The sequence below is a fragment of the Bacillus sp. DHT2 genome (assembly GCF_026241455.1).
GTDB lineage: Bacteria > Bacillota > Bacilli > Bacillales > Bacillaceae_G > Bacillus_A > Bacillus_A pseudomycoides.
In genome coordinates, this window is record NZ_JAPHWH010000001.1 from 741,867 (window position 1) to 766,587 (window position 24,721).

Sequence of the window (24,721 nt, forward strand, 5' to 3'; positions counted from 1 at the left end):
TTTCAAAATGAGTGAGTACTCACTTTTATTTTACTCTTAGATTATTATATGTCAAATTATATTTATGAGTATTATCTTTTCAATCTTTCTAACAACTAATACATTGTCTATAGAACAATGAAACAGAGTCGACAATAGAATTCATTTCTCACTGTCGACTCTGTTTCATTTTAAATCATTATTTATAGGCTACGTTTCTAAATTTAAATACTTTCTAATTCTAGCAAGATCTAAAGAATACTCAATTACTAACTGCTGGATAGGCAAAATAACTTTTTCGGGATACAAATGTGCATATTTTAATGTTTCTGTATATTTTTCTAACCTTTTTTCTAAATACTTCACAATTTGCTCAGGATGATTCACCAATAAACATTGACTATAATAATGAATTTGTTCTTCAATTGCAGTATATTCCTCAATTTCAAATTCTTTATGCATGTGTACACTCCTTTATAATTAGTTTTTTATATGCACAAGCCATAAGCATTCTAACCTGAATGAAAACTGAGTATTTTGATTATTTACACTATAACAAAGAAAGAACGTCAAAATTTGTTAGTTTATGTAGCGTAGAACAAATTTAACAAAATTGTAATGGATACTTGTACTTTTTAGAAAACACCAATCTTTCATCATACATATTTTCTGTTACTTACATTTGTTATCTTATTTTCTATTAAAAGAGTTATAGTGAATGGACCGCCGCAACGTCACTCAAAGCTAATAAAAAAAAGTCGTACAAATTAATCCAGTTGTACGACTGCAATTTCTGGTCTATTAAAAATCCTTTGAGGAATGATGCTATTCCCTAACCCTCTGCTTACTATCATGGAAGTACCTTGTTCCTTATATGAACCTGCTGTGTATTTGGGTAATATGCCTTGATTAGGTGCAACTAAGCCTCCAATAAAAGGTAGTCTTACTTGTCCTCCATGGATGCCCTGTTAAAACTAAATCAATTTGTTGCTCAGCGTATACTTGTAAAAGTTCAGGTCTATGTGAAAGTAGTACTTTATATTCATCCTGATCTACCTCATTTTTCGCTTTAACGATTTCATTTTTCACTGTAGACATCTCTTCATTTTCATCGTTATTTTTCGCGGTAAATGACGGATCATCTATGCCGAGAAGGCAAATTTCCTGCCCCTCTTTTTGAATACGTTCATGTTCATTTCTCAAAACTGTCACATTATATCTTTTCAACTCTTTTTCTAAACTATCATACCTCCCTGACCATAATTCATGATTTCCTGTAACAAAATAAACGGGATAGTGTTTTACAAGCTCTTTCACTACCTTTAAACTCGCCTCTGCATCATACCTCTTACTATCAATTAGATCTCCTGTAATAGCGATAATATCAGGGTTCAAGCTTTTTACTTTTTCAATTAAAACTTCTTGGTTTTCTCCAAATTTTTTACTATGTAAATCCGATAACTGTACAATTTTAAATCCCTTGAAATTAGAAGGTATCTTACTAGATGTTATTGATATTTTACTTACATTTATTAAATTATTTTGTAAGTATGAGAATGCACTGACTCCTATTGCTATTGCACTTATAATAAATAACCTTTTATATCTTTTTTTCATATCTTCTCCCTTATAAAAATTCTATTAAATATATTTTTAGCAATTCTTTTTAATCATATCATTAACATTTTATCAAACTATCTATTTCTACAAAATAGATAGTATTTTATTTTTATAATGTTTTATTTTTTCTTTCAATACAGTATGTGAAATTATCTTTTTTTCGCAGTGTTCCTTGCTCCTTAACTAACATTACAGATATCAACTTCATTGTATCTATATAAGAATTTCTTTGTTTTATCTATATCAATGCAGCAAAAAAACTGCCTAAGGGGGACCTTAGGCAGTTTGATTCATTTATATTTATGCTAGTGATTTCGTTTCTCTCATTACTTCAATGAAGTATCCCCAGTTATTTATAACTGATGAAATACTAATATGTTCATCTGGCGTATGAACATTGAAAATATCTGGTCCGAATGAGATGGCATCCAATTCAGGCATTTTTTGAACAAATACACTACATTCAATACCAGCGTGCACTGCAAAGATTTCAGCATCTTTGTTATATTTTTCTTTATGCACTTTTTCAAACAAATCACGAATTGGTGAATTGGGATTGTACGGCCATTCTGGATACTCTGATTCCTTCTCAAATTGCGCCCCAACTAATTCTGCAATATACTTAATTTCATTCGTAATGTGCTGTTTTAAACTGCTTACAGAGCTTCTTACTTCATTTCTTAATTTAATTTCATTATGTAACGTTTCAATAACACCTAAGTTTGTTGAGCTTTCTACAAGTCCTTTAATATCCATGCTCATGCTTTGAATGCCATTTGGAATCAAGAATAAAGAAGAAATAAGTTGTTTCTGTGTTTCTGTTGCAAATACTTTTTCTACTTTTTCTTCTAATTTTGTAAGAGAAACATGTACATCAGGATCTACAGCACGTAGCTCGTCTTGGAAAATACGTGTCCATTCTGCTACTTTCTCTTCTACCTTTTGTACATCATTTACAGATAATAAAATTGTTGCTACGCTTTCACGCGGAATCGCATTTGTTTTTAATCCACCGTGAATTCCACTCATGTTAAATGAAATTTCATTTGATAAATCATGAAGAACGCGTCCTAAAACTTTATTGGCATTTCCTCTTTGTTTATCAATCCCCATACCAGAGTGGCCACCTTTTAAGCCTCCAACATATAAACGGTATGCTTCTAGTTCAGCAGGTACTTCTTCCCAAGCAACAGGAATCGTTTCAACTGCCTTCGCTCCACCTGCACTGCTCACTAGTAATTTATGATCTTCTTCAGAGTCGATATTAATAAATATTTTCCCATCAAAGTGCTTCGCATCAACAGCAAAAGCACCACCCATTGTTGTCTCTTCTTCTGTTGTAATCACAACCTCAAGAGCTGGATGTGGAATATCCGTTGAATCTAATAGTGCTAATGCATACGCAACCGCAATACCATTATCAGCACCTAAAGTCGTTTGATTTGCATACAGCATGTCCCCAACGATTCGTAGCTCAATCGGATCTTTTTCAAAATCATGAACAGTTGCTTGGTTCTTCTCGCAAACCATGTCCATATGGCCTTGAATAATAATTGCAGGAACATTTTCATAACCGTCAGTTGCTGTCTTTTTAATGACTACATTTAATGCTTCATCTTGTACAACATCTAAATTACGATCTTTTGCAAATTCAACTAAATAATCACTAATTTCTTTTTCATTTCCAGATCCTCTTGGAATCTTTGAAATTTCTGCAAAATGATAAAATACAGGGTGCTTTGTTAATTGTTCTAAATTAGAATACATTTTGAAGCTCCTCTCTTAAATAAAACTGATTGGATAAATCTTTGAATTTCAAATTATTCTTTTCTTTACCATTATACCATGCTTCATCATTTTACTTTTTATTAAAGGTATAGATCTATCACTTCTATTTATCAAAAACTATCCCATATCCATTTCACAGAATATCAGTATAATTTTACACTACATTTAAAAAATTAAGGAAAATGCATATGTATTTTACAGAAAACTTTCCTTGTCCTGAACACATTTTCAATTTACCCCGCATTAACGGGCAGTAAAATCCCCACCTCAAGATTCAAAGAAAAACGAGTAAGATAGGCGGAGGATCAACTGCCCGTAAAAGCCCGATTGATGCAACTAATAATCAGTGAGGATGACTATTTAAAGCTTTCAAAAGAGCAATTGCATCATACTCTCATTCAAAGTACTTTTGTCATAAGTGCTTATGATAACGATCAATTAATTGGAACCAGACGTATTATTTCAGATGGGATAATTAACACTTATCTATGTGGATTAGTCGTTCATCCCTCCTTTCAAAATCGCGGAAATGGAAAGGAGATCGTTCAAAAATTAATTGTAGAATGCCAAAAACAGAACCTACACTTGCAATTAATTTGTACAGCTGAATACATTCCATTCTATGAAAAGCTAGATTTCGAAGAATTTGCGATAGGAATGAAGAAAAAATAAAAAAGAAAATGCACCTATGCATTTTCTTTCAAGTTTTTTCCCTGTATATATTTTGATGCATCACCATTCACGATCTTTTCTAGTCGATTAATATTTTCCGTTAATGCACCTTTCACAAGAGAGAAATCTGTATTTGAATCTTCTTTTTCTTTCTTAAAAAAAGCAAGTTTTTGCTGTTTCATTTCTTGCATTTTCTCCTCCCCCTTTTGTAAAAAAGATACAATCTTTGTCTATCTTTATTATATATTAAATATAAAAATGGTGCACTTTTATCCTTTTCTTTTTAATTCTTCTTCTAAATTTTCTACTTGCTGCATTGTATCTCCTTTTATTAAAGAGAAATCTGTTGTATCTTCAGCTTCTTCTTTGAAAAGTTCACTACCGTATTCTTTTTCCACTACAATCACCTCTACGTGCTAGTGTAGGAATGATTGTCCGATTTTATTCAACTTTGTTCCATTTTCTCGAAATTTGTTCTACATTATGTATAAAGGAAAAGGACAGAATTTAGATTCTGTCCTTACTTACTAAAATAACTATGATGAATTGTTAAGTTATATACATTTTCAAAATCCCGGTCTTGAAGATTATTCTTTTGACCATCAATAACAATGCAAACATCTCTTACTGTTTTGGCTGGTATGATACCAACATTTTCAACTTGCACTGCTTTCTGTTCATTTAATTGTTCTATATGTTCCACAGGAACTGTAATACTAAATTGAGAACGGATACCACGAAAATTCGTATTTAATTCATCTTCTGTCACAAATACCACAATCTTCGCCCCAATTTTTTCTGCATACGTATCAAGAAATACATTTAAACTTTGTACATATTCTGCTTCAGTTTGCCACTCCATCGTACCAAATGCTGCTGGGTTTACATTTTGAATAATTGTTGTGTAGATCTCACCTCGTGCTTTCGAAGCAATTAATGATCGTTTAATAGATTGAACGGTCTTTCCGATATCACTAAATTTTGCACCCCATATTTCAGAAATGTTTGGAGTTAAAATAAATGCAATATCAACAAATACCACCATTGCAACGAACATCAAAATATTTTTCCAGAGGGTTAAATCAATTCCTTTCACCATGAAATACATTGTGACCGATGTGATAAACACACCATACCATGTTTTTCGAATAAGTTGCTTTTTTTCTTCGTACAATTCTTCATTTTTCCAATAAAAGAAAATAAGAAATAAAAAGACTAATACGAGAAGAAACAAACCAACTCGAATGTTAGAGACCGTCAATCACATCACCCTCCATTCAAAAACTTCTCACGATATCATTACATGCTGCTTTCCCTCTCATTATGACAAAAGACATGGACAACCTTCTAAAGTTAGCTGCATTGCATATACATGAGAAGGAAGCCACATCTTTTATAATGAATCTACATTTTATATGTAGACAAGCATCCATTTCAAATTTTCACAAATATTTTTTATCAGGATATATGTTTCGGAATCACACCTTCCGGAACTTCACCATCCATACTTAAATAATAATGACGAATTGGGCGTAAATTTTCATCTAGTTCATATACGAGTGGTATACTCGTCGGAATATTTAATGATACAACACCATCATCCGATAGATTATCTAAATATTTTACAAGCGAACGAATTGTATTCCCGTGTGATGAGATGATTACCTTTTGACCAGATTGTAACATCGGTGCAATTTCATTATGCCAAAAGTCCAATACTCTTTGTTCCGTATCCTCTAAGCACTCAGTAAGTGGAAACTCACCTTTTTTCAACAACTTATATCTTGGATCATCAGCTTCATACCTTGGATCATCTTCAGTAAGTGCTGGCGGTCTTACATCAGTACTTCTTCTCCATATATGAACTTGCTCATCACCATATTTCTTTGCTGTCTCATCCTTATTTAATCCTTGCAATGCTCCATAATGTCTTTCATTTAACTTCCATGATTTATGTACAGGAATCCATGCAAGGTCCATTTCATGTAGAATAATCCACAACGTTCGAATTGCCCGTTTTAAAACAGATGTATACGCAACATCAAACGTATATCCATTGTTTTTTAAAATTGCACCTGCTTCTCTTGCTTCATTTAATCCATTTTTTGATAAGTCTACATCTGTCCATCCTGTAAATCTGTTTTCAAGATTCCATAAACTTTGTCCGTGACGAATGAGTACAAGTTTTATCATAATAATCCCCTTCCGGAAATGAAAATTTAAATTTTGCAATGCGTACACGTAATAAAGTATCTGGTAATGTTAATTTTTTATCCATTTATTCTATGATTTATCCATAGTTGCCAAAATACATGGATAAAATCGGTTCTTTTTCAAACTCAAAAAACAGATGAATGATTTATTTACTCATTTTAATCAACTGGTTCTTCACGCTTAGATAACCATGCATCAAAACCTAAACGGCTATTTGCTAGTTCAGTCATAACTTGATGCCAATTCTCTTCACATGTTTCACCAAATTTTGAAAAAATACTGCTCATTTGTTCTCTTTGTACATCGCTTAGTTTTCTCTCTAGCTCTGCTCCTTCTGTCGTTAGGACAAGCTGTTTCACACGACGATCGTGTTCTGCTTCCTTGCTTTCAATAAGCCCCTTTTCAAGAAGCTGACGGAGTGGCCCGTGAAGAGCTTGTTTACTTATTTCTAACAGAGATAACAATTCATTTATACTAAGCTCAGGAAAACGAGCAATAAAAAATAAGATTCGATGATGAACTCGCTGTATACCATACTCTTTTATAATTTCATCTGGTTTTTCTGTGAATGTTTTATACGCAAAATAAAACAGTGCAAGTGCTTGATTCATTTGTCCTTCTTTATGTTGTGTCATCTACTTTCCCCCTATATGTAAATTATACCACAATTTATCTCTGAAATATTAAATCAACCCATTTGACTTAATAAGAGGGAATTTCACTTAAAATCACTAGCAGAACTTACAAAGCAAAATTCTAAATGAATAAAAAAACGTATTACTCATTAGATTGAGAATACGTTTTTATTTACTAACATAGACCTAGTTTGCAGAAAAGTTTAGCTGCCAAGAAACACCATACTTATCATTAAGCCAACCGAATTTCTTGCTAAATGGATAAACTGCAAGTGGCATTAAAACTTCTCCTTCTTGCGCTAGCTTATTAAAGACTTCATCAATTTCCGCCTCTGTATCACAATTTACATATAGTGACATTGAAGGAGTAAATGTGAATTCATGTTTCACACTACTATCTATACACATGAACTCTTGTCTATTTAATGTGAATGTAGCATGCATTACAGTTCCCTCTTTACCAGGCTCATTTGCACCGTAACGAGAAATATTTATAATTTCTGATTGATCAAATAAAGAAGTATATAAAGTCATAGCCTCCTCTGCATTGCCGTCAAACATTAAAAAAGTAGTAATTTTTTGCCTTGTATTCTTCAATTAGAAACATCTCCTTTTATGTAGATACACTTGAAATTGCTAGTCCTCTAACAAACAGAACATACATTCCTATAACTGTATTTTCCTCAAAAAATATTGGATTGTCAACTTATAATAACCTCTAAGTTTTAAGAGAATAACAATATAAAAAGGAGTTTCAAATGAATAATACTGGTAGTAATCACAGAACAATAACATGTGTACCAAATAAATTATAAGTGTCAAACATGAATTTCATTGAGGAAATTTGATTAGAAATATATTAAAATATAATAGTTGTTTCAATACTTCCATTGGAATAACCAAATCATATCACGCCGTTTCCCCCTCATTTCTCAATATTCCCTTCGTTACAATTGCTATTACTATCATTATAAGACTTACAAACAATATAGGTAAGTAAACTTTTATACTAAAAATTTCAAACATAAATCCATATATGACCTGACCTATAGGTGCCATACATTGCGCTACCGCTGTAATAATTGCCATGACTTTTCCTAAATTCTCGTTAGGTGTTTTCTTTTGTACGACTGTAATAACGAAAATGGAGATAATGGTCATTGCCATTGTAATAAGAATTGCACACAAGATAAAGAGGATAAATGACGGATAGTATCCAAATCTAAGAACAAGTGGCATAATGGAGACCGCCATCGGTACAATTAATAGAGCAATCATAAGTATCCACTGATATATTGTTTTCATTTGCATCTTATTCGCAAAGAAACCGATGGATAAAGCCCCTAAGATTGTAGCAAAATCTATGAGTCCCATCCCGATGCCATACAACGTGTCGCTACTTCGCATCGTTACTCGTAAAATGATGGGACTACCGACAATAAAGAGTGGTGTAAGGATCAAGTTGAGCAAAGCGGCTAATATCATGGATTTCAATATATAAGGCTGTTTGACAACATAGGTAAATCCAACTTTCAGGTCTTTTGCGATTGTTGGCACAATATGCTCATCCTGTTTCCTTTTAACAAACGGAATCTTAATAAACGTCTCTAATATTGCTGACAAGAAAAAAGTGATACCACTCAGCACGACAAGCATTTTTAACCCTACAAGGCCGTATAGCACTCCGCCCAAAACAGATGCCGCTACACCCGACAAAGCTTGAACACCATTCACGATACCATTTGCCTGTTCTAGCTTTTTTTCCGTAACGAGCAGCGGAATACTCGCCATAACAACAGGGGAATACATTGCACTAATAATCGCTAGCAAAACCATAACAACAACGATAAGTACCACGGAAGTCTTGCCGACTGATAATAATAAAAGAAAGCAGAAAATAATAACACTACTTATCATGTCATAGATTACCATCAAATTACGCCGGTTAAATCTATCAGCGATAGCCCCGCCAAGAGGTGACAACAACAAAGGACACTCGATATAGCATACAAAGTAGCATAAATGTCCGCACGCCCCGTTATATCCAGTACATAGAGTGATAAAGCAAAACGTAAAAGGGTGGAACCTAAGATAGATACAATTTGTCCAATCACCATGAGGTTAAAATCTTTAGGGAAAGATTTTATATTGATGGTATTTTGCATCGTATACACACCTTTCATCAAGGGTCTAGACCGACTGCCGGTCTAAAAATTTTATAAAAAAATCATTTTAGGACTGCCTCATCAAAATATCCAAAATGTAATTAAACGTTCCTTTTTTAGCTCCCAAAGTCGTTTCCATTATATTGATAAACGCCTTTGCTCTTTGCATTGCTTCATGCGGCTGCCATTGAAACAATCCTTCATCGAATATGACTTGTGCAGACGCGATCAAGAACTCCATTGTTTCCTGGGGATAAGCCGTCTCAAAAATTTTTTCTTTGATTCCCTGCTCAATTACCTCTGTTAAAACAGGTGTTAAATGTAAAATAGCTTGCACTAAACTTTTTTGATGCATTTCTGCATTATTTGGCTGGTGAAATTGTTCAATCATTTTTTCTTTATTCCCACCTGCTTTCGGCACTTGCACCATTAAAATTTGAAACAATTTATCCAACACAGTGATATTAGGACTTGAGGCAATCTTTTTCGCGGCCACTACATCTGCATTTACAATCCGCGTAATAATAGCGTCCATTACTTCCTCTTTTGATTTGAAATAATGATAAAATGTTCCTTTCGCAATACCAATTTCTCGTAAAATATCATTTACAGTTGTTTTCATATACCCTTTAGAAACGAACAGTTTTTCTGCTGTATCCAGAATTTCATTTCTACGTTCTTCATATTCTTTTACTGTTCTCACAAAGAAACTCCTTTCATCTAGACCGACTGTCGGTCTAGTATAAATATATGCGTAGCCTGTGAAAAAGTGTCATACAAATTAAAATGAATCAAGTTGTTTTTACCACATGTTTCCTAATGATGTATACAACATCCTAATTAAATTATCCTTCTACTTTAATGAACAAAAAAGAATTCTTTACATCTATTTACCTGCTGTACACAAAAACAAAAAAAGCCGTTCCCTTCTTTAAAAGGAAACGACTTTTCACTATAAACACTTACTCTATATTATCTACCGCGTCTCTGCTGACCTGGCTTTTTGCTATTTTTCTTTTCACTTGGTTTATGAAATGATCGTTGTTTTGTATTCTTTGATCCCCCAGGGTTATCTTTTTGACCGTATTGACCTGTTTTCTTTGGTTTTTTGATTTGCTGTTTTTTCTTTTTTTCACTCGCATCATCGTTTTGTTTAACAGGTAGTTCCAACTCTTGTCTTTGCAACGTTGCGCCAATTCCTTTTTCAACCTCTTTTAAATACATTTCATCTTTCGGTGCAACGAATGTAATTGCAAGGCCTGATCCACCAGCGCGTCCAGTTCGGCCAATTCGGTGTATGTAACTCTCTACATCTTCTGGAATGTCATAGTTAAATACATGTGTTACGCCTTCTACATCTAATCCACGAGCTGCTACATCTGTTGCGATTAAATATTGAATTTTCGCATCACGAAAACTCTTCATTACTCGTTCCCGTTTTCCTTGAGATAAATCACCATGAAGCTCATCGCAGTTATAGCCGTACCCTTTTAAATCATCATATAACTTACTCGCTCTACGCTTTGTACGACAAAAAATAACTGCTAAAAATGGCTGATCCCGGTCCATCACATGGCGCAGTGCATCTTGCTTTGCCCGATCTGTTGTTTCAATAACACGTTGCTTAATATTATTCACCGTTACTTCCGCACTTTGAATTTGAATCATCTCAGGTTCTTTCATATAGCGCTTCGCAAGCTTTTTAATATCTTTTGGCATCGTCGCTGAAAATAACATCGTTTGTTTACTCTCAGGTGTTTCTTCTAAAATGTCTTCTATATCATATAAAAAGCCGAAATGAAGCATTTGATCTGCTTCATCTAATACAAGCATAGAAACATTGGATAATACAATCGTTTCGCGGCGCAAATGGTCTAATAAACGTCCTGGTGTTGCCACAACAATGTGCGTATTTCCTTTTAACTTTCTCATTTGCTGCGCAACATCTTGACCACCATATATCGCAAGAACATTGATATTTTCTTGATGAACAAGCATTTTTTCAATTTCAGTTGTGATTTGCAGTGCTAATTCTCTAGTTGGTGCAACAATTAAAGCCTGTACATCACTTGACTCAGGATCAATTTTTTCTAGAATTGGTAAGACGAACGCCAATGTCTTCCCTGTTCCTGTTTTTGCTTGCCCAATTATATCTTTTCCAGCCATAACAACCGGGATTGCTTTCTCTTGAATTGGCGTTGCTTCAGCAATCCCATTTTCACGTAATGTATGATTAAATGTCTCACTAATTCCTAATTCTAAAAAGTTTTTCAAACAGATCACTTCTTTTCCTCATTTTTCACATTAAGCTCTCATTGTACCACTTGTTTCGCTAAATATGAAAAATAAGATAATTCTTATCTCCTTTTTTCATGCTCACTATGAATGATTTGGATTAGTTCTTTCTGTTTTTCTTTTGATTTTGTTAGCAATTTCATATTTGTAGGTGACAAAATCAGCCTCTTGATTTTCCGATTATTCCAAATGAGCCCTGTATACCTTGTATCTTCATGTACATCTCGAAACCATTCTTGTTCACTTAGCTGCGCAATATGATATTTTAATTTCGCGTCAGTCCTCGGATAGAACAGAATAATATCGGCTATTACATCAAACAAAAGCCACATGTTTTCTCCCCACAATATTCTTGTTGTTCATACTCATATGAGTATGAACAACAAGAAAGAAATGATAAAAAGGGTTATTTTGTCGATTGTTTGTCTATCCTTTTAAAAAATCTATATTTTTAAGCGCATTTACATAATGTTAAATATACTTTTACAAAATTAATGAAAAAACGAAATAAGGAGTGATTATATGGAGAAACAGAAATTATGGAAAAAATTAAATGAAGGTGCAACGAAATTAGGAAAATCCGGTGTGTATGAGAGCATTATTTTATATTACACTTTAAAAAAGAACGGACTGCCTACTAAAGCCAAAATAATTATATTAGCTGCGCTTTCCTATTATGTATGGTCAATCGATTTCATCCCAGATTTAGCAGCTATTATTGGAATCGGCCTGTTAGATGATGTTATCGCAATTGCTTGGGCACATAGATATATCATGGTACATACAAATGCAGAAATTCGAGAAAAAGGAAAAGTAAAGATGGAATCCTTATTTGGAGCGACACATACATAATGCATCAAACAAGAAAGACGGTCTTCATAACCGTCTTTTCTGTACTATACATGTACTTGTTCTATCTGCATTTGTAAGCAATCCAACATTCTTTTCATTTCACGTTCTTTATAGTGATTTAAGCAAGCAATTTGAATCCAGTTATTTTGTTGTAAATAGTTTGATTCATAATGGATAATAAACCCTTGCAATGCTAATGAATCTCCTATTTCCTTAGAAGAAAGTTCTTTATCTAATGCAATTGTAAGAATGATAGATGAAGCATACTTTTTTTGAGATACAAGTTGTAATTCCATATTGGTAACAGCTTCTTCGATAAAGGTATACATCTTATATATTTTCTTAAATTTGTTTTCATCTTTAAAATTCTTTAATGCTTCTTGTAAGGCGCATATTAAATTCCAAGACTGAGAGTACGGTACACTTCTGTTCTCTGTGTACATTCCTATATCCATGTACACAGATAAAGTTGCAGTCGGATTTACAGTATGATTATAAAATACAAAAGAGAGCCCAGTGTATGCTCCAATTGCTTTTCCGCTAATTCCTCTATTCCATTGTATAAAAATGGTCTCACCATTTGTTAAAACGAATCCACGTCCCTTTAATAACTTTAGCTGTAAAGCGATTGAATCATTAGCAATAATCGTTTTTTCACATTCTCCATCGCAGCTTTAAATTGAATGGAACGATGCGAAATTGGATTAGAAGCAAATGCTTGCTGGACATTTTCTGCGATTTCTACGGGTCCGGGTCAAAATGTATATTCTTTCGTCACAAGACTTGTAATACTAGATTGTTCAAGCATTTTTCGGGTGATATACATCGGCTAAAATGAGCGCTAAATCACACCCATTTAGAAGCAAATAGCGATGCAAAAATCGAATCAATCCGAGTAAAGCTCTTCCGTTTCGATATTCTTGCTCCACAGCTAATAAACGAATTTCATATACACGATTACCACGTTCTGGTAACCACTCATCTAAATGAGGTATTTAAATACGTATTTTCTTCATGGAACAAATCTATGCGTTTGCGCTCTTCTGTTTGTTCATGCTGCGGAATTTCTTCTACGAATGTTTTATAATTTAGTTTATGAATACTTTCAAACTCCCATGCTTGATCAGCAATTTTATACATTACCCCCATGTTTTAATCCCCTTTATTTTCTATGTGCGTACAAAATCAATATAATAATGCAAACACTTAATACAATCGCTACCATAGAATAAGAGTATACAATCATACAAAGTGGTAAACAAGCGATTGTAATTAAACCAGCCTTTGTAAAACTCTTAAAAATTAAATAAAACAAAATAAATATAAGTACCAGAGTGAGCGCTATCAAATAATTGAACACAATCAGTCCGCCAATAAATGTCGAAATTCCCTTTCCGCCTTTATATTTAAAGAAAATTGGATATATATGACCTACAACAACTGCTAGTAGCGAGATTAATAGAAATATAGACTCCCCAAATAAGATTCTTGCTACATAAACAACAATTGCCCCTTTAAGGGCATCTCCTAGAAATGTAGCAAGAAAATATACTTTTCCGTATAAACGCCCCATATTCCTCGCACCAGGATTTCCACTACCAACATCATGAATATCTATCCCGTATTTCCATTTTATAATCATATATGCTGTTAATATGTTCCCAAGCATATAAGCACCTATTACATACAGAAACTGGTTGATATGAATCATATAATCATTCACTTTCTATTTACTATTCTCAATACACTCTTCAAGCATAAGTGGCATAGAAGTAAGCCATACAATAAAATATGAAACTTGCTACCGTTGAATTCCTATCAAATTCCATGCAATAACACGTACGGATTTAATATATTGTAAAATATATCTTATTGACCAGGCTATAAACAAACTTACAAGTATTATAACTTGCGGTTTATGCACCGGAACCTTATCAATTCCTATAATGGCTATAATATTCATACATACGATAAGCAAGAAGATCGAAAATGAAATTCTAAATAAAAAAATCCATATTTTAATCCCAAAATCCATATAACACCTCCTTTTTAAAGAAGACTGCTATATGGAAAAACTGTATTTAAAATAAAGTAGATTTTTTTACAGCTAAAAAATAAGCTCCTTTTGCTGATGAAATTTCACTTTGAATAAAATTTATTTCATTAATATAGTTTTCGCAATACCTCTTAAATTCAGCATATATTTCTGGTACAGAGCACAAAATTCCACCTTTTACTGCAATTGAAATTGGTACTTCAAATGACATTTTCTTATACACGTCAACTGTAATTCTGGCTAATTCTTCACTAGCTTTTGATATAATTTTGAACGCATCATCATTACCTTTCCTTGCTTCCTCTATTACAAGGGGGGCAATCGCAGCAACCTGATCTTTCTGTGAGGAATATACAAGTTGTTTTATATCAAATGGTGTATGAATAGGAACTTGCTTTTGTATTACTCTGCTAAGATTGCAAAATTGCTCACCTTTATCATACTCGATTGTCATCCTTCTTAACGCCTGCAAAGCAATCCAATACCCACTTCCTTCATCTCCTAAAATATGGCCCCATCCTCCACTATACTCATATTCTGCTCCTTTTTTCCCTAAGCAGATAGCACCTGTTCCCGCTATTGTTAAAATACCATCGTTTCCTCCTAATAAGGCCGCATGTGCAATTACTGCATCATCATAAATTTCAATATTTGTTTGATATCTCGCTATTAAACGTTCCTTTAACACATTAATATCTATACTTTTCACACCCGCCAGCCCTAAACAAATACAAACGCAGTCCTCTTTAGACAAGCTTTGTTGACAATATTCAATTGCCTCCATAATATGCGATAAAGCTTTCTCATAATCTAGTAAAACATTTCCGAAACAGCTCATACTTCTTGCTATTTCTTTACCATTTTGGTCAAATGCAATCGCTTCTGTCTTCGTCCCACCACCGTCTACACCTATCATATACTTCATCTTTCCACCCACTTTTTCTTACCTCACAATTGGAGGGAATGTTACATTACCTAAAACGACAGGATGTCTTCTGTAGCACTTGGTACATTACTCGGATTACGATGATATGTTTCATTTGCTAGCACAGCAAAAGCAATTGCTTCTTTTGCGGATGATGAATACCCAATTTCCTCTTGTATAAGTACTTTACAGGGCGCCTCCTTCAAACTCTCTTTTATCATTTCTACAAGTGTTTTATTATAACTTCCACCTCCGTCAAGAATAACTTCATCAATATGATAATAAGGAGAAATAATTTTTTGATAATGATGAACAATCGAGTTTGCTGTAAACATCGTTACAGTAGCTACAATATCTTCCTTACGGTGCTCCTTAAATCGCTTTAGCAATTCATCTGTAAACTCTTCTCCAAACTGCTCTCTTCCTGTTGACTTAGGTGGAACAGTTTTAAAAAACGAATGGCTCATACAAGAATAAAGCATTTCATTTATGACACTTCCTTGTCTTGCTATCTCACCATTTTTATCAAACGAGTACTGAAATAATCGCTGACATACTTCATCTATCACCATATTTCCTGGCCCCGTATCAAAGGCAATCACTTCTTGTTTAGATACTCGGCTTGGAATTACAGTTACATTCCCTATCCTACCAATTTTTTAAAGTAATCGATTTTTATTTTGGTCTCTATATAAAATAAGTTCTGAATATGGAACAAGAGGGGCTCCTTGACCACCAGCCGCCATATCCATCGTTCGAAAATTTGAAATGACTGTTGTTCCTGTTTCATAGGCTATAACTGCGGGTTCTCCGATTTGTAGTGTCGATGGAACAATCGTCTTCTCTTGAACAGGCTGATGATAAATCGTTTGACCATGCGAGCCAATTAAATCTAATTGTTCTATTGGAAAATCAGATTGTTTACAGACTTTTTTCACTGCATTCGCAAAACATAGCCCGAGCTTAAAATTCAAACTACATATAAGTTGTACGTTAGAAGCTTCTATAGATAAGGCTTGCTAAATTTCATTTGTTATTTCTTTTGAAAACGGTACTGTAATAAAGCTGATTAGTTTCACCTTTAATCATGAAAGAAGTGATAGACTAGTTGCCTATCACTCTAATACATATCTGTATGATTTCTTCATATTTCGCATCATTACACGTTCACAGAACCTCACTCGCCATCACCACTCTTTTCGACTTCAATCATATTTTTATCGTACATTTTAAAAAATGGCAGATAGATAAGGAATGAGATTGCTATATTAATGAAGACTAACACAACAGCTCTCCAATCTCCACCCGTCGCTAAATATGCACCAATTGGAGCTGGTAATGTCCATGGCGGCATAATATAAGTTGGTGTAACGAGTCCTATTGCTGTTGCAGTATAAGCAATTGTCGCTGTTACTAATGGTGTAATAATAAAAGGAATAATTAAAATCGGGTTTAACACGATTGGAAGCCCAAATATAACTGGCTCATTAATATTAAAAATACCCGGTATAATACACGTTCTTGACAGCGCTTTGGAATACTTTGATCTACCGAAGACAATCATGGCTAATACAAGCCCTAATGTAGCTCCGGAACCACCAATCCATATAAACCATTGGTATAATGGTTCTGGTGCAATAAATGGTATACTGCTTGCTCCATCTGCAACTGCAGCAGAGTTTTTACCAAGATAAACTTCCCATAAAGGACGGGCAACTGTCCCAACAACAGAAACACCATGTATGCCAAATGACCAGAAGAATGTAATTAGAAACACAGGTAGAATAACTCCAAAATAACTATCACCAGCTTTTACTAATGGTGCAGCTAGCTTATCAACTAAATGATGTAAATCAATGCTAAAAACAACAGTAATAATACTCATAATAATAATAACGAAAGCAGCAGGTATAAGTGCTTCAAAAGAACGAGATACAGACGGTGGTACTTGCTCTGGCATTTTAATCATCACATTTTTCGTCTTACAGAATCTCAAAATCTCAACCGATAAAATGGAAACAATCATTGTAACAAATAACCCATGCCCTCCAAGGTTTGTCATTGGGAGCATAAATCCTTTCTTATCAATGAGTTCAGGTGTCAATGTAAGAAGTAATGAGCAGACTGCAAGCTGCGCTCCTGATAAGGCATCTAATTTGTAACTTTTCGCTAAATTATATCCAATACCAAAGGCGATATAGAGCGACATAATAAACATCGTTAACCGATACGGTATTAAAATACTCGTTTGATGTTTGGCTGCCCATAGTGAAATAAAACTATCCTTTGGAAGAGGCGGAAACGCCACAATTAGAAAGAAACTTCCTACAATAATAAACGGTAATGCTGAAATTACACCATCACGAATTGCTTGTAAATGCCTTTGCTCAGAAAGCCTCGCCATTGGACCAGATAAGTTATTCTCAAGAAATGAGACAAACTTATTCATCAAACTTCCCTCCTAACGGATTAATTCATTCACAGCCTTTAATAGCGTCGGTCCACCAAGTGGTGTATAAGCTTGTGGCGGAATTATACCACAAGGAACAGACTGCTCATCTGCTATTTTTTTCACTGCATCAAATCTATGCCTTACTTGCGGAGCAACCATTACAACGTCCCAGCCGTTCTTAACCTCTTCTTCCACTTCACTCGTTCCAATTGCGTGTACATCCATATTAATTCCCTTCTTCTCCGCTTCTTTTTTTAAAGCGTTTACAACAATTGAACTGGACATTCCTCCAGAGCATACAAACAGAACTTTCATTTCATAATCCTCCTATATGCTTTAAGTAATTTTTATCCTTTTTCAAGGACTGTCAAACCACCAACGAAAGGAAGTTTCACGTTATTAAAAATCATATGAAGAATGTAGACAAATTAGTTCTGACGAAATGAAATTTCAGAAAAAAATTTTTTATGTTAAATCAAAGTTTCAGCCCCTACTTTCTCAATTGTGAATCTTATATTCACGTGATATAGTAGTCTCGATAATAGAATATGTAAGGAGGCGTACGATTATTTTCAGAAAATTATTGATGAGTTGTTGTAGCGTCATCTTGATTATTCCCTTCTTGTTCATAAGCTCTAGGTTCACACAAGCTGAAGTACCTACTACGTATCAAAAACATGAATTACGCGCCGCATGGATTGCATCTGTTCTCAACATTGATTGGCCCTCTAAGCCAGGATTACCTATCGAAAAGTTGAAACAAGAATTTATCAAACTACTAGATGATGTAAAAAATCTAGGTATGAATGCAGTTGTTGTTCAAATTAAACCAACCGCAGACGCTTTTTACCCTTCCCAATATGGCCCTTGGTCCGAATATCTCACAGGCATACAAGGAAAAGACCCCGGTTATGATCCACTCGCATTTATGATTGAAGAAGCACATAAAAGAAATCTTGAATTCCACGCTTGGATTAATCCCTACAGAATAACGATGAATCATACCGATATAAACCGATTAGCAGAAAACCACCCAGCAAAGCAACATCCCGATTGGGTCATACCCTACGGCGGGAAACTATACTATAATCCTGGTATTCCAGAAGTGAAAGCTTTTATAACGGAAGGTGCATTGGAAATTGTACAAAATTATGACATTGACGCACTTCACATGGACGATTATTTTTATCCCTACAAAGTAGCGGGTGAGGAAATTCCAGATCAAAACACATATGAAACATATAATAATGGGCGATTTTCTAACATTGAAGACTGGCGTCGTGATAATGTGAACCAACTTGTAAACGGATTAAATACTGCTATTAAACAAGAAAAATCTTATGTCAAATTTGGAATTAGTCCATTTGGAGTATGGAGGAATATTGCTGATGATCCAACCGGTTCTAATACAACTGCTGGACAAAGAAATTATGATGACCTATATGCTGACACACGAGAATGGATACAAAAAGGATATATTGACTATATTACACCACAAATCTATTGGAATATCGGTTTTGCACCTGCAGCATATGACGTTTTACTAGATTGGTGGATAAAAGAAACAGAAAACAAACAAATTCACCTATATATTGGACAAGCTGCATATAAAATTAATAATAACTCAGTCCCCGCTTGGTCAGACCCTGAAGAATATCCAAGGCAAATTGCATTAAATCATCAATATTCACAAATAAAAGGTAGCATGCACTTTAGCCTTAAAGATATAAATAACAATCCATTAGGAATAAAAGATCGACTACAAAAAGATATTTATACACATCCTGCATTAATTCCACCAATGCCTTGGCTAGATCACGATCCACCTAAGCAACCTACTTTAAAAGGTGCTATTGCAAGAAATGATGGTATTGCCTTAGGAATCATCGATGATAGAAACAATGATTCTACGTATTATGCAATCTATCGAGTAAATGAAAAGAATGACGTTGACATTCAAAAAGCTGAAAACTTACTTACTACTGTACGAAAAACAAAACCTGGGGAAATTTATGTAGATAAAACAGCTGTGTCTGGTAAGACGTATACGTATGTGGTGACTGCTTTGGATCGGTTGCATAACGAGAGTATCCCTTCTAGCAAAACTACTATACCAGCGAAGTAATCATAAAATCCCTCACTCTATATATGAGGGATTTTACCTTACGCATATTCAAAAAACAAACTACCCAGGCTTAGGAAGGGTATGCATTTACTATATTTGATCTGTTCATCCATTTTTTCATATTATATGGTTCTAATAGGGTTAAAGGTAGTATCCGGCGATATTGCTGTCATTTACCTTTAAACGTTTTTTCATTAACATATAAGTGGCTGTACAAACAAAAGCAAAAATAAAGCAGGAGGGGCTTTGCATCTGCCCTCTGCTTCTTATCCCCGAATCTGTCCATTCCCACGAATCACATATTTCGTGGAAGTCAATGCAGGCAATCCCATCGGCCCCCGCGCGTGCAGCTTTTGCGTGCTGATGCCGATTTCGGCGCCGAAGCCAAATTCAAAGCCGTCCGTAAAGCGAGTCGAAGCATTATGGTACAGCGCCGCGGCATCGACGGAAATGAAAAATTTACTGACATTTCCTTCGTTTTCTGTAATAATCGCTTCGGAATGCTTGGAGCCATAAGCATTGATGTGGCGAATCGCTTCTTCAACCGAGGAAACGATTTTGACTGCCAGCGTAAGAGACAAAAACTCTGTTTGCCAGTCTTCTTCTGAAGCAGGGACAAGAGATGAATCAATTGTCAAAGCTTTCTTATCCCCGCGTAGCTCCACTCCTTTTTCCTTCAAGAAGGAAAACAGCTCAGTACCGTAACGCTCCACCCAATTCTCATGAAGTACAATTGTTTCAATAGCGTTGCATACGGACGGGCGCTGTGTTTTAGCGTTTACAATAATGTCGAATGCCATCTGTTTATCTGCTGTTTCATCAATGAAAATGTGACAATTTCCCGCACCTGTTTCTAATACAGGGACAGACGCTTCTCTCACTACCATATCAATCAGCTGCTTGCCGCCTCTTGGAATAAGAACATCTAAGTACTCGTTCAATGTAAACAGCTGCTTTGCGCTTTCACGTGACGTATCTTCAATGAGCTGTACGCTGTCTGGAGGCAGGCTAGTTTGTTCGAGTGCCCGGTGAATGACAGCGACAATGGCTTTGTTGGAATAAATGGCGGAAGAACTACCGCGCAGAATCACCGCGTTTCCTGTTTTCAAGCAAATCGTGGCCGCATCCACCGTCACATTTGGCCTCGCCTCGTAAATCATCCCCACAACGCCGAGTGGCACGCGCACCTCCTGAATGGACAATCCGTTCGGCCGTTCCCATGCCGCCACGCACTCTCCGACAGGGTCACGCAAATCAATCAGCTGCCGGATGCCCTCTGCCATGTCAATGATGCGCTGTTCGTTCAACAGGAGGCGGTCAAGGAGTGATGCAGACATTCCTTTCGCTTTTCCTTGTTCGATATCCCGTTTGTTTTCCGTCAAAATGTAGGATGTCTCCGCCATCAATTTCTCAGCGATAGCCGCCAGCGCCTTATTTTTTTGATCCGTCGATTTGGCCACAAGCTCTCTCATAACCGCTTTCGCTTTTTGTCCCTTTGCTAATACTTCGTTCATTTTCGCTTCCCCCTTTTAAAGATAAAATTTGAGACGTGTCTAACTCCGCCAGCTAGGCACTGCAACCCAAAACTCTCCTACACAGATATTAGTTGAATCGACCGGGCTCTTAACGTTCTGTTGCTCATCCTGTCTAAACATTCAAGTTACTGACGCTTTGAGCAGAGAAAAGGCAAAAAACGCCAGTTAAGACGAAAAGCCTTGGTTTTTGCACCTAAACAAGCCGGCTTCTGTTTTTCTTAAGATGAAACCCAATTATCCCTATGAATGACCTCGTAGCTATGCCTTTCTTCTCGCGCTTGAATGTCACGGCTCCGCATGCCTTTCAGCGCCCGCAATTCCTCTGCGCTATATCTGCACTGCCCTTTGCCGATTACGCGTCCTTTTTGCGTGATGACCTCCACCACTTCGCCGGCCTGAAAGATCCCGAACACGCCGGTAACACCAGCGGGCAGAAGACTTTTTCCATGATGGACGATAGCAGCGGCTGCGCCAGCATCCACCTCGATTTGTCCTCTCACGAGCGAATGCAATGCAATCCATTGCTTGTTCATCTTGATCACTTTTTGCGGCGTATTACCGATGTACGTTCCGTCACCTTTGCCTTTCAAAACATCTAAAAACTTCTCCTGTCCGCGTCCTGTTCCGATGAATACGCTCACACCGAGAGACAGCGCCGTCTTCGCCGCATCGATTTTCGATCTCATGCCACCGGTACCGAGCTTTGAGCCAGCATCTCCGGCAAGAGCGTCAATTTCTTCCGTAACGTCAGGAAGAAAGTAATACTTTTTCGCGTCCGGATTTTTCTGAGGATTCCGGTCGTACAAACCGTTCACATCCGTAAAAATCATGAGCATATCTGCCGACACGAGCCCGCTTACTAAAGCCGACAGCATGTCATTATCTCCGAACGTTAGCTCCTCTACAGAAATAGAATCGTTTTCATTGATAATAGGCAAGGCAGAGCGATCCAGCAGCTCTGATAAAGTTGCATAGGCATTGCTGTATTGTTCTTTTCTAGAAAAATCGCTTCTTGTTAGTAGAAGCTGCGCGGTAACAATCCCATATTTGAGGAATTCCTCTGTATACGCCTGCATTAAGAGACTTTGCCCGACAGCGGCGGCAGCCTGTTTTCCTTTGATTGTCACAGGCCGTCCGGGATACCCAAGAGCAGAGAAGCCTGCGGCAACGGCCCCGGATGTAATCAGCAAAATTTCATGTCCTTCCTGTTTCAGCCGTGCCAAGGCGGCAACGTGATCTGAAAGCTGTTCGCTAGAGATGCCGCCTTGATTCGCTGCCAAAGAACTGCTTCCAATTTTTATGACAATTCGTTGTTTTTTCACTTTTGTACCTCCTCGTCTAAAATGAAAATTTTTTTATAAGGTGTGCCGCTTCTTTTTTCGAATGGAAACAAAATACTCTTCTACCGCGTGCAATTTGCAGGGAAAAATCCCCCGCCAATGATGCCCATTTCGCAACAAAAATTCAAATAAAAAGACCGCTCCGCCCTTAAAAAGGACGAAACGGTCATCGTTCCGCGGTACCACCTTCATTGATATGATCCATATCCGCTTGTCGCCTGTAACGCAGGCATACGCTTAAACTTTCGTTTAAAACTCGGGGATAGGTTCGATAGTTTCTTTGCGAGGAATCTTTCAGCCTGCGGATTCCACTCTCTTGCGCAAGAAAACATATGTACTAGTTCCCTTCAACGATTTTAATTTTAATTTTAATTTTTTATATTATGCAATACAGTGGATTTTTATGTCAAGAGATGTTTTAAAAAACAAAGAAGGCTGCATATTTAATTTTTATTGATAAATGGAAATTATCGGGGTTTATAAAAATACAACACCATTCTTGGAAAATTGCACGCTAAGGACTAGAAAAATTTACTATGACAACGTTCTTAAAGGATAACCACATGTTCAGAAAGAAAACGCCAAAAATTAATTGATCACTGAATCTTGTACGTACTTTATTAACTTGATTATATCTAGAAAACGTTGATATAGTTTTCTGAACAAATATCTCTTAACGTACAACAAAAGAGGTATTTTGTATTAACACGTATAATTTTCCCGAAAGAATATAGTGCTTCATAAGTACTCTGTATATCAAATTGCTTTTTTTCAAATATTTTACGTAGCAATCCTTTCAATTTCCCCTTTTCATTATACTACTGATAATGATATGTTATATTCTCCAAAAGTATTTAAGATGTTATAGAGTGAAATATAATAAAAATTTCAAACTATAGAAAATGTGCTTGTTTAGTACACAATAAAAGTGATTTCTATGCATATTTGGTATTGCAAAAAACAATGTACTCTCTTAAAATATTTTTTTATAGTAATCTCGATATTATTTATAATGCCTATTTCTATTTTACAGGATATCACAAAGTTTTTTAGAATAATAAATTTCGATCTAATGAAATTTATACTAAAAGGAGCGAGAGCGAATTATTATGAACAAACAAATAGGATTCATAGGATGCGGAAATATGGGTATCGCTATGATAGGTGGAATGATTAACAAAAATATAGTTTCCTCAGATAAAATAATTTGTTCAGATTTAAATGTCATTAATTTAAAAAATGCTAGTGAAAAATACGATATAATCACAACTACTGACAACAATAAAGTAGCTAACAATGCTGATATTTTAATTTTATCAATCAAACCAGACCTATACTCATCAGTAATTAACCAAATAAAAGAGCAGATAAAAAGCGATGTAATAGTAGTAACTATTGCTGCAGGGAAAAACATTAAGAGTACTGAGGACGCCTTTGGCAGAAAGTTAAAAGTTGTTAGAGTAATGCCTAATACACCTGCTCTTGTTGGAGAAGGAATGTCTGCATTATGTGCTAATAAAATGGTTACGGAAAAAGACCTAGAAGATATACTAACTATATTTAATAGTTTTGGCCAAACAGAGATAGTACATGAAAGATTAATGGACGTTGTAACATCTGTAAGTGGTTCTTCTCCAGCATATGTATATATGTTTATAGAAGCTATGGCAGATGCTGCTGTACTAGATGGTATGCCAAGAACTCAAGCATATAAATTCGCAGCCCAAGCTGTATTAGGTTCTGCAAAAATGGTACTTGAAACAGGAATACACCCAGGTGCACTTAAAGACATGGTTTGTTCTCCAGGTGGAACGACAATAGAAGCTGTAGCAACGTTAGAAGAGAAAGGATTAAGAACAGCTATTATTTCGGCTATGAAGCATTGCACTCAAAAATCTATTGAAATATCCAAGTTAACTAATAAATAAGAAATAACTTATAGAATGTACCATAGCAACAAAAAATTCTATACTAAGAAAACAATTATTTATTTCCTCCTATATTTACAGATAATAAGGAGCAACTTCTAGGAATACTGTTCAGTTAATATCATTAATTAATAAAAATC

General features: G+C 35.5%; 21 protein-coding genes, 4 pseudogenes and 1 other annotated feature. Of the genes and pseudogenes, 4 read left to right on the forward strand and 21 right to left on the reverse strand.

Annotated features, from left to right (window positions below):
• Positions 1-189 precede the first annotated feature (189 nt).
• From ORL93_RS04145 to ORL93_RS04155, 3 genes and pseudogenes are all read right to left on the reverse strand, one after another.
• A complete protein-coding gene (locus ORL93_RS04145; protein WP_003197750.1) occupies positions 190-441 on the reverse strand; it encodes a hypothetical protein in 252 nt (83 codons plus the stop codon).
• A gap of 305 nt (positions 442-746) precedes the next feature.
• Positions 747-1,596: pseudogene (locus ORL93_RS04150) on the reverse strand (metallophosphoesterase).
• Positions 1,597-1,899: 303 nt separating this feature from the next.
• Positions 1,900-3,366 (reverse strand): aminoacyl-histidine dipeptidase, encoded by a 1,467-nt coding sequence (locus tag ORL93_RS04155; RefSeq protein WP_265958680.1) that lies wholly within the window; start codon positions 3,364-3,366, stop codon positions 1,900-1,902.
• Positions 3,367-3,717: 351 nt separating this feature from the next.
• Here ORL93_RS04155 and ORL93_RS04160 point away from each other — a divergent pair, with 351 nt between their 5' ends.
• Positions 3,718-4,059, forward strand: coding sequence for a GNAT family N-acetyltransferase (locus ORL93_RS04160; RefSeq protein ID WP_265958681.1), 342 nt, complete (start codon positions 3,718-3,720; stop codon positions 4,057-4,059).
• Between the two features lie 14 nt (positions 4,060-4,073).
• Here ORL93_RS04160 and spoIISB read toward each other — a convergent pair whose 3' ends face one another.
• The 10 genes and pseudogenes from spoIISB to ORL93_RS04210 all read right to left on the reverse strand — a co-directional run bounded on the left by spoIISB (position 4,074) and on the right by ORL93_RS04210 (position 11,700).
• The gene (spoIISB, locus tag ORL93_RS04165; protein WP_003197743.1) at positions 4,074-4,250 is read right to left on the reverse strand and encodes a stage II sporulation protein SB; all 177 of its coding nucleotides are present in this window, start codon (positions 4,248-4,250) and stop codon (positions 4,074-4,076) included.
• 78 nt (positions 4,251-4,328) lie between these two features.
• Positions 4,329-4,466, reverse strand: coding sequence for a D-alanyl-D-alanine carboxypeptidase (locus tag ORL93_RS04170; RefSeq protein WP_483298355.1), 138 nt, complete (start codon positions 4,464-4,466; stop codon positions 4,329-4,331).
• 113 nt (positions 4,467-4,579) lie between these two features.
• The gene (locus tag ORL93_RS04175) at positions 4,580-5,320 is read right to left on the reverse strand and encodes a type II toxin-antitoxin system SpoIISA family toxin (RefSeq protein ID WP_265958682.1); all 741 of its coding nucleotides are present in this window, start codon (positions 5,318-5,320) and stop codon (positions 4,580-4,582) included.
• Between the two features lie 197 nt (positions 5,321-5,517).
• The gene (gpmA, locus tag ORL93_RS04180; protein ID WP_265958683.1) at positions 5,518-6,252 is read right to left on the reverse strand and encodes a 2,3-diphosphoglycerate-dependent phosphoglycerate mutase; all 735 of its coding nucleotides are present in this window, start codon (positions 6,250-6,252) and stop codon (positions 5,518-5,520) included.
• A 179-nt stretch (positions 6,253-6,431) separates the two neighbouring features.
• Positions 6,432-6,908, reverse strand: coding sequence for a MarR family winged helix-turn-helix transcriptional regulator (locus ORL93_RS04185; RefSeq protein WP_265958684.1), 477 nt, complete (start codon positions 6,906-6,908; stop codon positions 6,432-6,434).
• Between the two features lie 186 nt (positions 6,909-7,094).
• Entirely contained in the window at positions 7,095-7,505 is a 411-nt protein-coding gene (locus tag ORL93_RS04190; protein ID WP_033797597.1) for a VOC family protein, read from the reverse strand.
• A gap of 312 nt (positions 7,506-7,817) precedes the next feature.
• A pseudogene (locus ORL93_RS04195) lies at positions 7,818-9,091 on the reverse strand (MFS transporter).
• Between the two features lie 49 nt (positions 9,092-9,140).
• The gene (locus tag ORL93_RS04200; protein ID WP_006094853.1) at positions 9,141-9,776 is read right to left on the reverse strand and encodes a TetR/AcrR family transcriptional regulator; all 636 of its coding nucleotides are present in this window, start codon (positions 9,774-9,776) and stop codon (positions 9,141-9,143) included.
• A gap of 269 nt (positions 9,777-10,045) precedes the next feature.
• The gene (locus tag ORL93_RS04205) at positions 10,046-11,356 is read right to left on the reverse strand and encodes a DEAD/DEAH box helicase (protein WP_265958686.1); all 1,311 of its coding nucleotides are present in this window, start codon (positions 11,354-11,356) and stop codon (positions 10,046-10,048) included.
• Positions 11,357-11,430: 74 nt separating this feature from the next.
• Complete coding sequence (locus ORL93_RS04210) at positions 11,431-11,700, reverse strand: hypothetical protein (RefSeq protein WP_097793820.1); 270 nt, start codon at positions 11,698-11,700, stop codon at positions 11,431-11,433.
• A gap of 190 nt (positions 11,701-11,890) precedes the next feature.
• On the opposite strand from ORL93_RS04210, the gene ORL93_RS04215 reads away from it, so the two are divergent.
• Positions 11,891-12,220, forward strand: a complete 330-nt coding sequence (locus tag ORL93_RS04215; protein ID WP_003197720.1) for a YkvA family protein — start codon at positions 11,891-11,893, stop codon at positions 12,218-12,220.
• 44 nt (positions 12,221-12,264) lie between these two features.
• Here ORL93_RS04215 and ORL93_RS04220 read toward each other — a convergent pair.
• From ORL93_RS04220 to ORL93_RS04245, 6 genes and pseudogenes are all read right to left on the reverse strand, one after another.
• Positions 12,265-13,267 (reverse strand): annotated as a pseudogene (locus tag ORL93_RS04220) (pyridoxal-phosphate-dependent aminotransferase family protein); the annotation flags it as partial.
• A 115-nt stretch (positions 13,268-13,382) separates the two neighbouring features.
• Positions 13,383-13,931: a glycerol-3-phosphate 1-O-acyltransferase PlsY gene (gene plsY / locus ORL93_RS04225; protein ID WP_097793823.1), complete on the reverse strand. Its 549-nt coding sequence runs from the start codon at positions 13,929-13,931 to the stop codon at positions 13,383-13,385.
• Between the two features lie 370 nt (positions 13,932-14,301).
• Complete coding sequence (locus tag ORL93_RS04230) at positions 14,302-15,201, reverse strand: BadF/BadG/BcrA/BcrD ATPase family protein (RefSeq protein WP_041488428.1); 900 nt, start codon at positions 15,199-15,201, stop codon at positions 14,302-14,304.
• 18 nt (positions 15,202-15,219) lie between these two features.
• Positions 15,220-16,283 (reverse strand): annotated as a pseudogene (anmK, locus tag ORL93_RS04235) (anhydro-N-acetylmuramic acid kinase AnmK); the annotation flags it as partial.
• Positions 16,284-16,378: 95 nt separating this feature from the next.
• Positions 16,379-17,650 carry a PTS sugar transporter subunit IIC gene (locus ORL93_RS04240; RefSeq protein WP_097793824.1) on the reverse strand — a complete coding sequence of 424 codons (1,272 nt, stop codon included), beginning with the start codon at positions 17,648-17,650 and terminating at the stop codon, positions 16,379-16,381.
• Between the two features lie 12 nt (positions 17,651-17,662).
• Positions 17,663-17,968 carry a PTS sugar transporter subunit IIB gene (locus ORL93_RS04245; protein WP_003197701.1) on the reverse strand — a complete coding sequence of 102 codons (306 nt, stop codon included), beginning with the start codon at positions 17,966-17,968 and terminating at the stop codon, positions 17,663-17,665.
• 250 nt (positions 17,969-18,218) lie between these two features.
• Between ORL93_RS04245 and ORL93_RS04250 the strand changes: the two genes are divergently transcribed.
• Positions 18,219-19,778 carry a glycoside hydrolase family 10-like protein gene (locus ORL93_RS04250; protein WP_097793825.1) on the forward strand — a complete coding sequence of 520 codons (1,560 nt, stop codon included), beginning with the start codon at positions 18,219-18,221 and terminating at the stop codon, positions 19,776-19,778.
• Between the two features lie 266 nt (positions 19,779-20,044).
• Here ORL93_RS04250 and ORL93_RS04255 read toward each other — a convergent pair whose 3' ends face one another.
• Together ORL93_RS04255 and proB are read right to left on the reverse strand one after the other, a co-directional pair.
• Positions 20,045-21,292, reverse strand: coding sequence for a glutamate-5-semialdehyde dehydrogenase (locus tag ORL93_RS04255; RefSeq protein ID WP_098206100.1), 1,248 nt, complete (start codon positions 21,290-21,292; stop codon positions 20,045-20,047).
• Positions 21,293-21,531: 239 nt separating this feature from the next.
• Positions 21,532-22,635 carry a glutamate 5-kinase gene (proB, locus tag ORL93_RS04260; protein WP_003207176.1) on the reverse strand — a complete coding sequence of 368 codons (1,104 nt, stop codon included), beginning with the start codon at positions 22,633-22,635 and terminating at the stop codon, positions 21,532-21,534.
• Positions 22,636-22,803: 168 nt separating this feature from the next.
• Positions 22,804-23,013, reverse strand: a binding site (T-box leader).
• A 749-nt stretch (positions 23,014-23,762) separates the two neighbouring features.
• On the opposite strand from proB, the gene proC reads away from it, so the two are divergent.
• Entirely contained in the window at positions 23,763-24,581 is an 819-nt protein-coding gene (gene proC, locus ORL93_RS04265; protein WP_026008671.1) for a pyrroline-5-carboxylate reductase, read from the forward strand.
• Positions 24,582-24,721: the final 140 nt, after the last annotated feature.

Bases quoted from the DNA above. Each gene is read 5' to 3' on its own strand.
- ORL93_RS04145 (WP_003197750.1), bottom strand. From the start codon at position 441: ATGCATAAAGAATTTGAAATTGAGGAATATACTGCAATTGAAGAACAA.
- ORL93_RS04210 (WP_097793820.1), bottom strand. From the start codon at position 11,700: ATGTGGCTTTTGTTTGATGTAATAGCCGATATTATTCTGTTCTATCCG.
- gpmA (WP_265958683.1), bottom strand. From the start codon at position 6,252: ATGATAAAACTTGTACTCATTCGTCACGGACAAAGTTTATGGAATCTT.
- ORL93_RS04245 (WP_003197701.1), bottom strand. From the start codon at position 17,968: ATGAAAGTTCTGTTTGTATGCTCTGGAGGAATGTCCAGTTCAATTGTT.
- ORL93_RS04215 (WP_003197720.1), top strand. From the start codon at position 11,891: ATGGAGAAACAGAAATTATGGAAAAAATTAAATGAAGGTGCAACGAAA.
- plsY (WP_097793823.1), bottom strand. From the start codon at position 13,931: ATGATTCATATCAACCAGTTTCTGTATGTAATAGGTGCTTATATGCTT.
- ORL93_RS04185 (WP_265958684.1), bottom strand. From the start codon at position 6,908: ATGACACAACATAAAGAAGGACAAATGAATCAAGCACTTGCACTGTTT.
- ORL93_RS04155 (WP_265958680.1), bottom strand. From the start codon at position 3,366: ATGTATTCTAATTTAGAACAATTAACAAAGCACCCTGTATTTTATCAT.
- spoIISB (WP_003197743.1), bottom strand. From the start codon at position 4,250: ATGCAAGAAATGAAACAGCAAAAACTTGCTTTTTTTAAGAAAGAAAAA.
- ORL93_RS04255 (WP_098206100.1), bottom strand. From the start codon at position 21,292: ATGAACGAAGTATTAGCAAAGGGACAAAAAGCGAAAGCGGTTATGAGA.
- ORL93_RS04160 (WP_265958681.1), top strand. From the start codon at position 3,718: ATGCAACTAATAATCAGTGAGGATGACTATTTAAAGCTTTCAAAAGAG.
- ORL93_RS04230 (WP_041488428.1), bottom strand. From the start codon at position 15,201: ATGAAGTATATGATAGGTGTAGACGGTGGTGGGACGAAGACAGAAGCG.
- ORL93_RS04240 (WP_097793824.1), bottom strand. From the start codon at position 17,650: ATGAATAAGTTTGTCTCATTTCTTGAGAATAACTTATCTGGTCCAATG.
- proC (WP_026008671.1), top strand. From the start codon at position 23,763: ATGAACAAACAAATAGGATTCATAGGATGCGGAAATATGGGTATCGCT.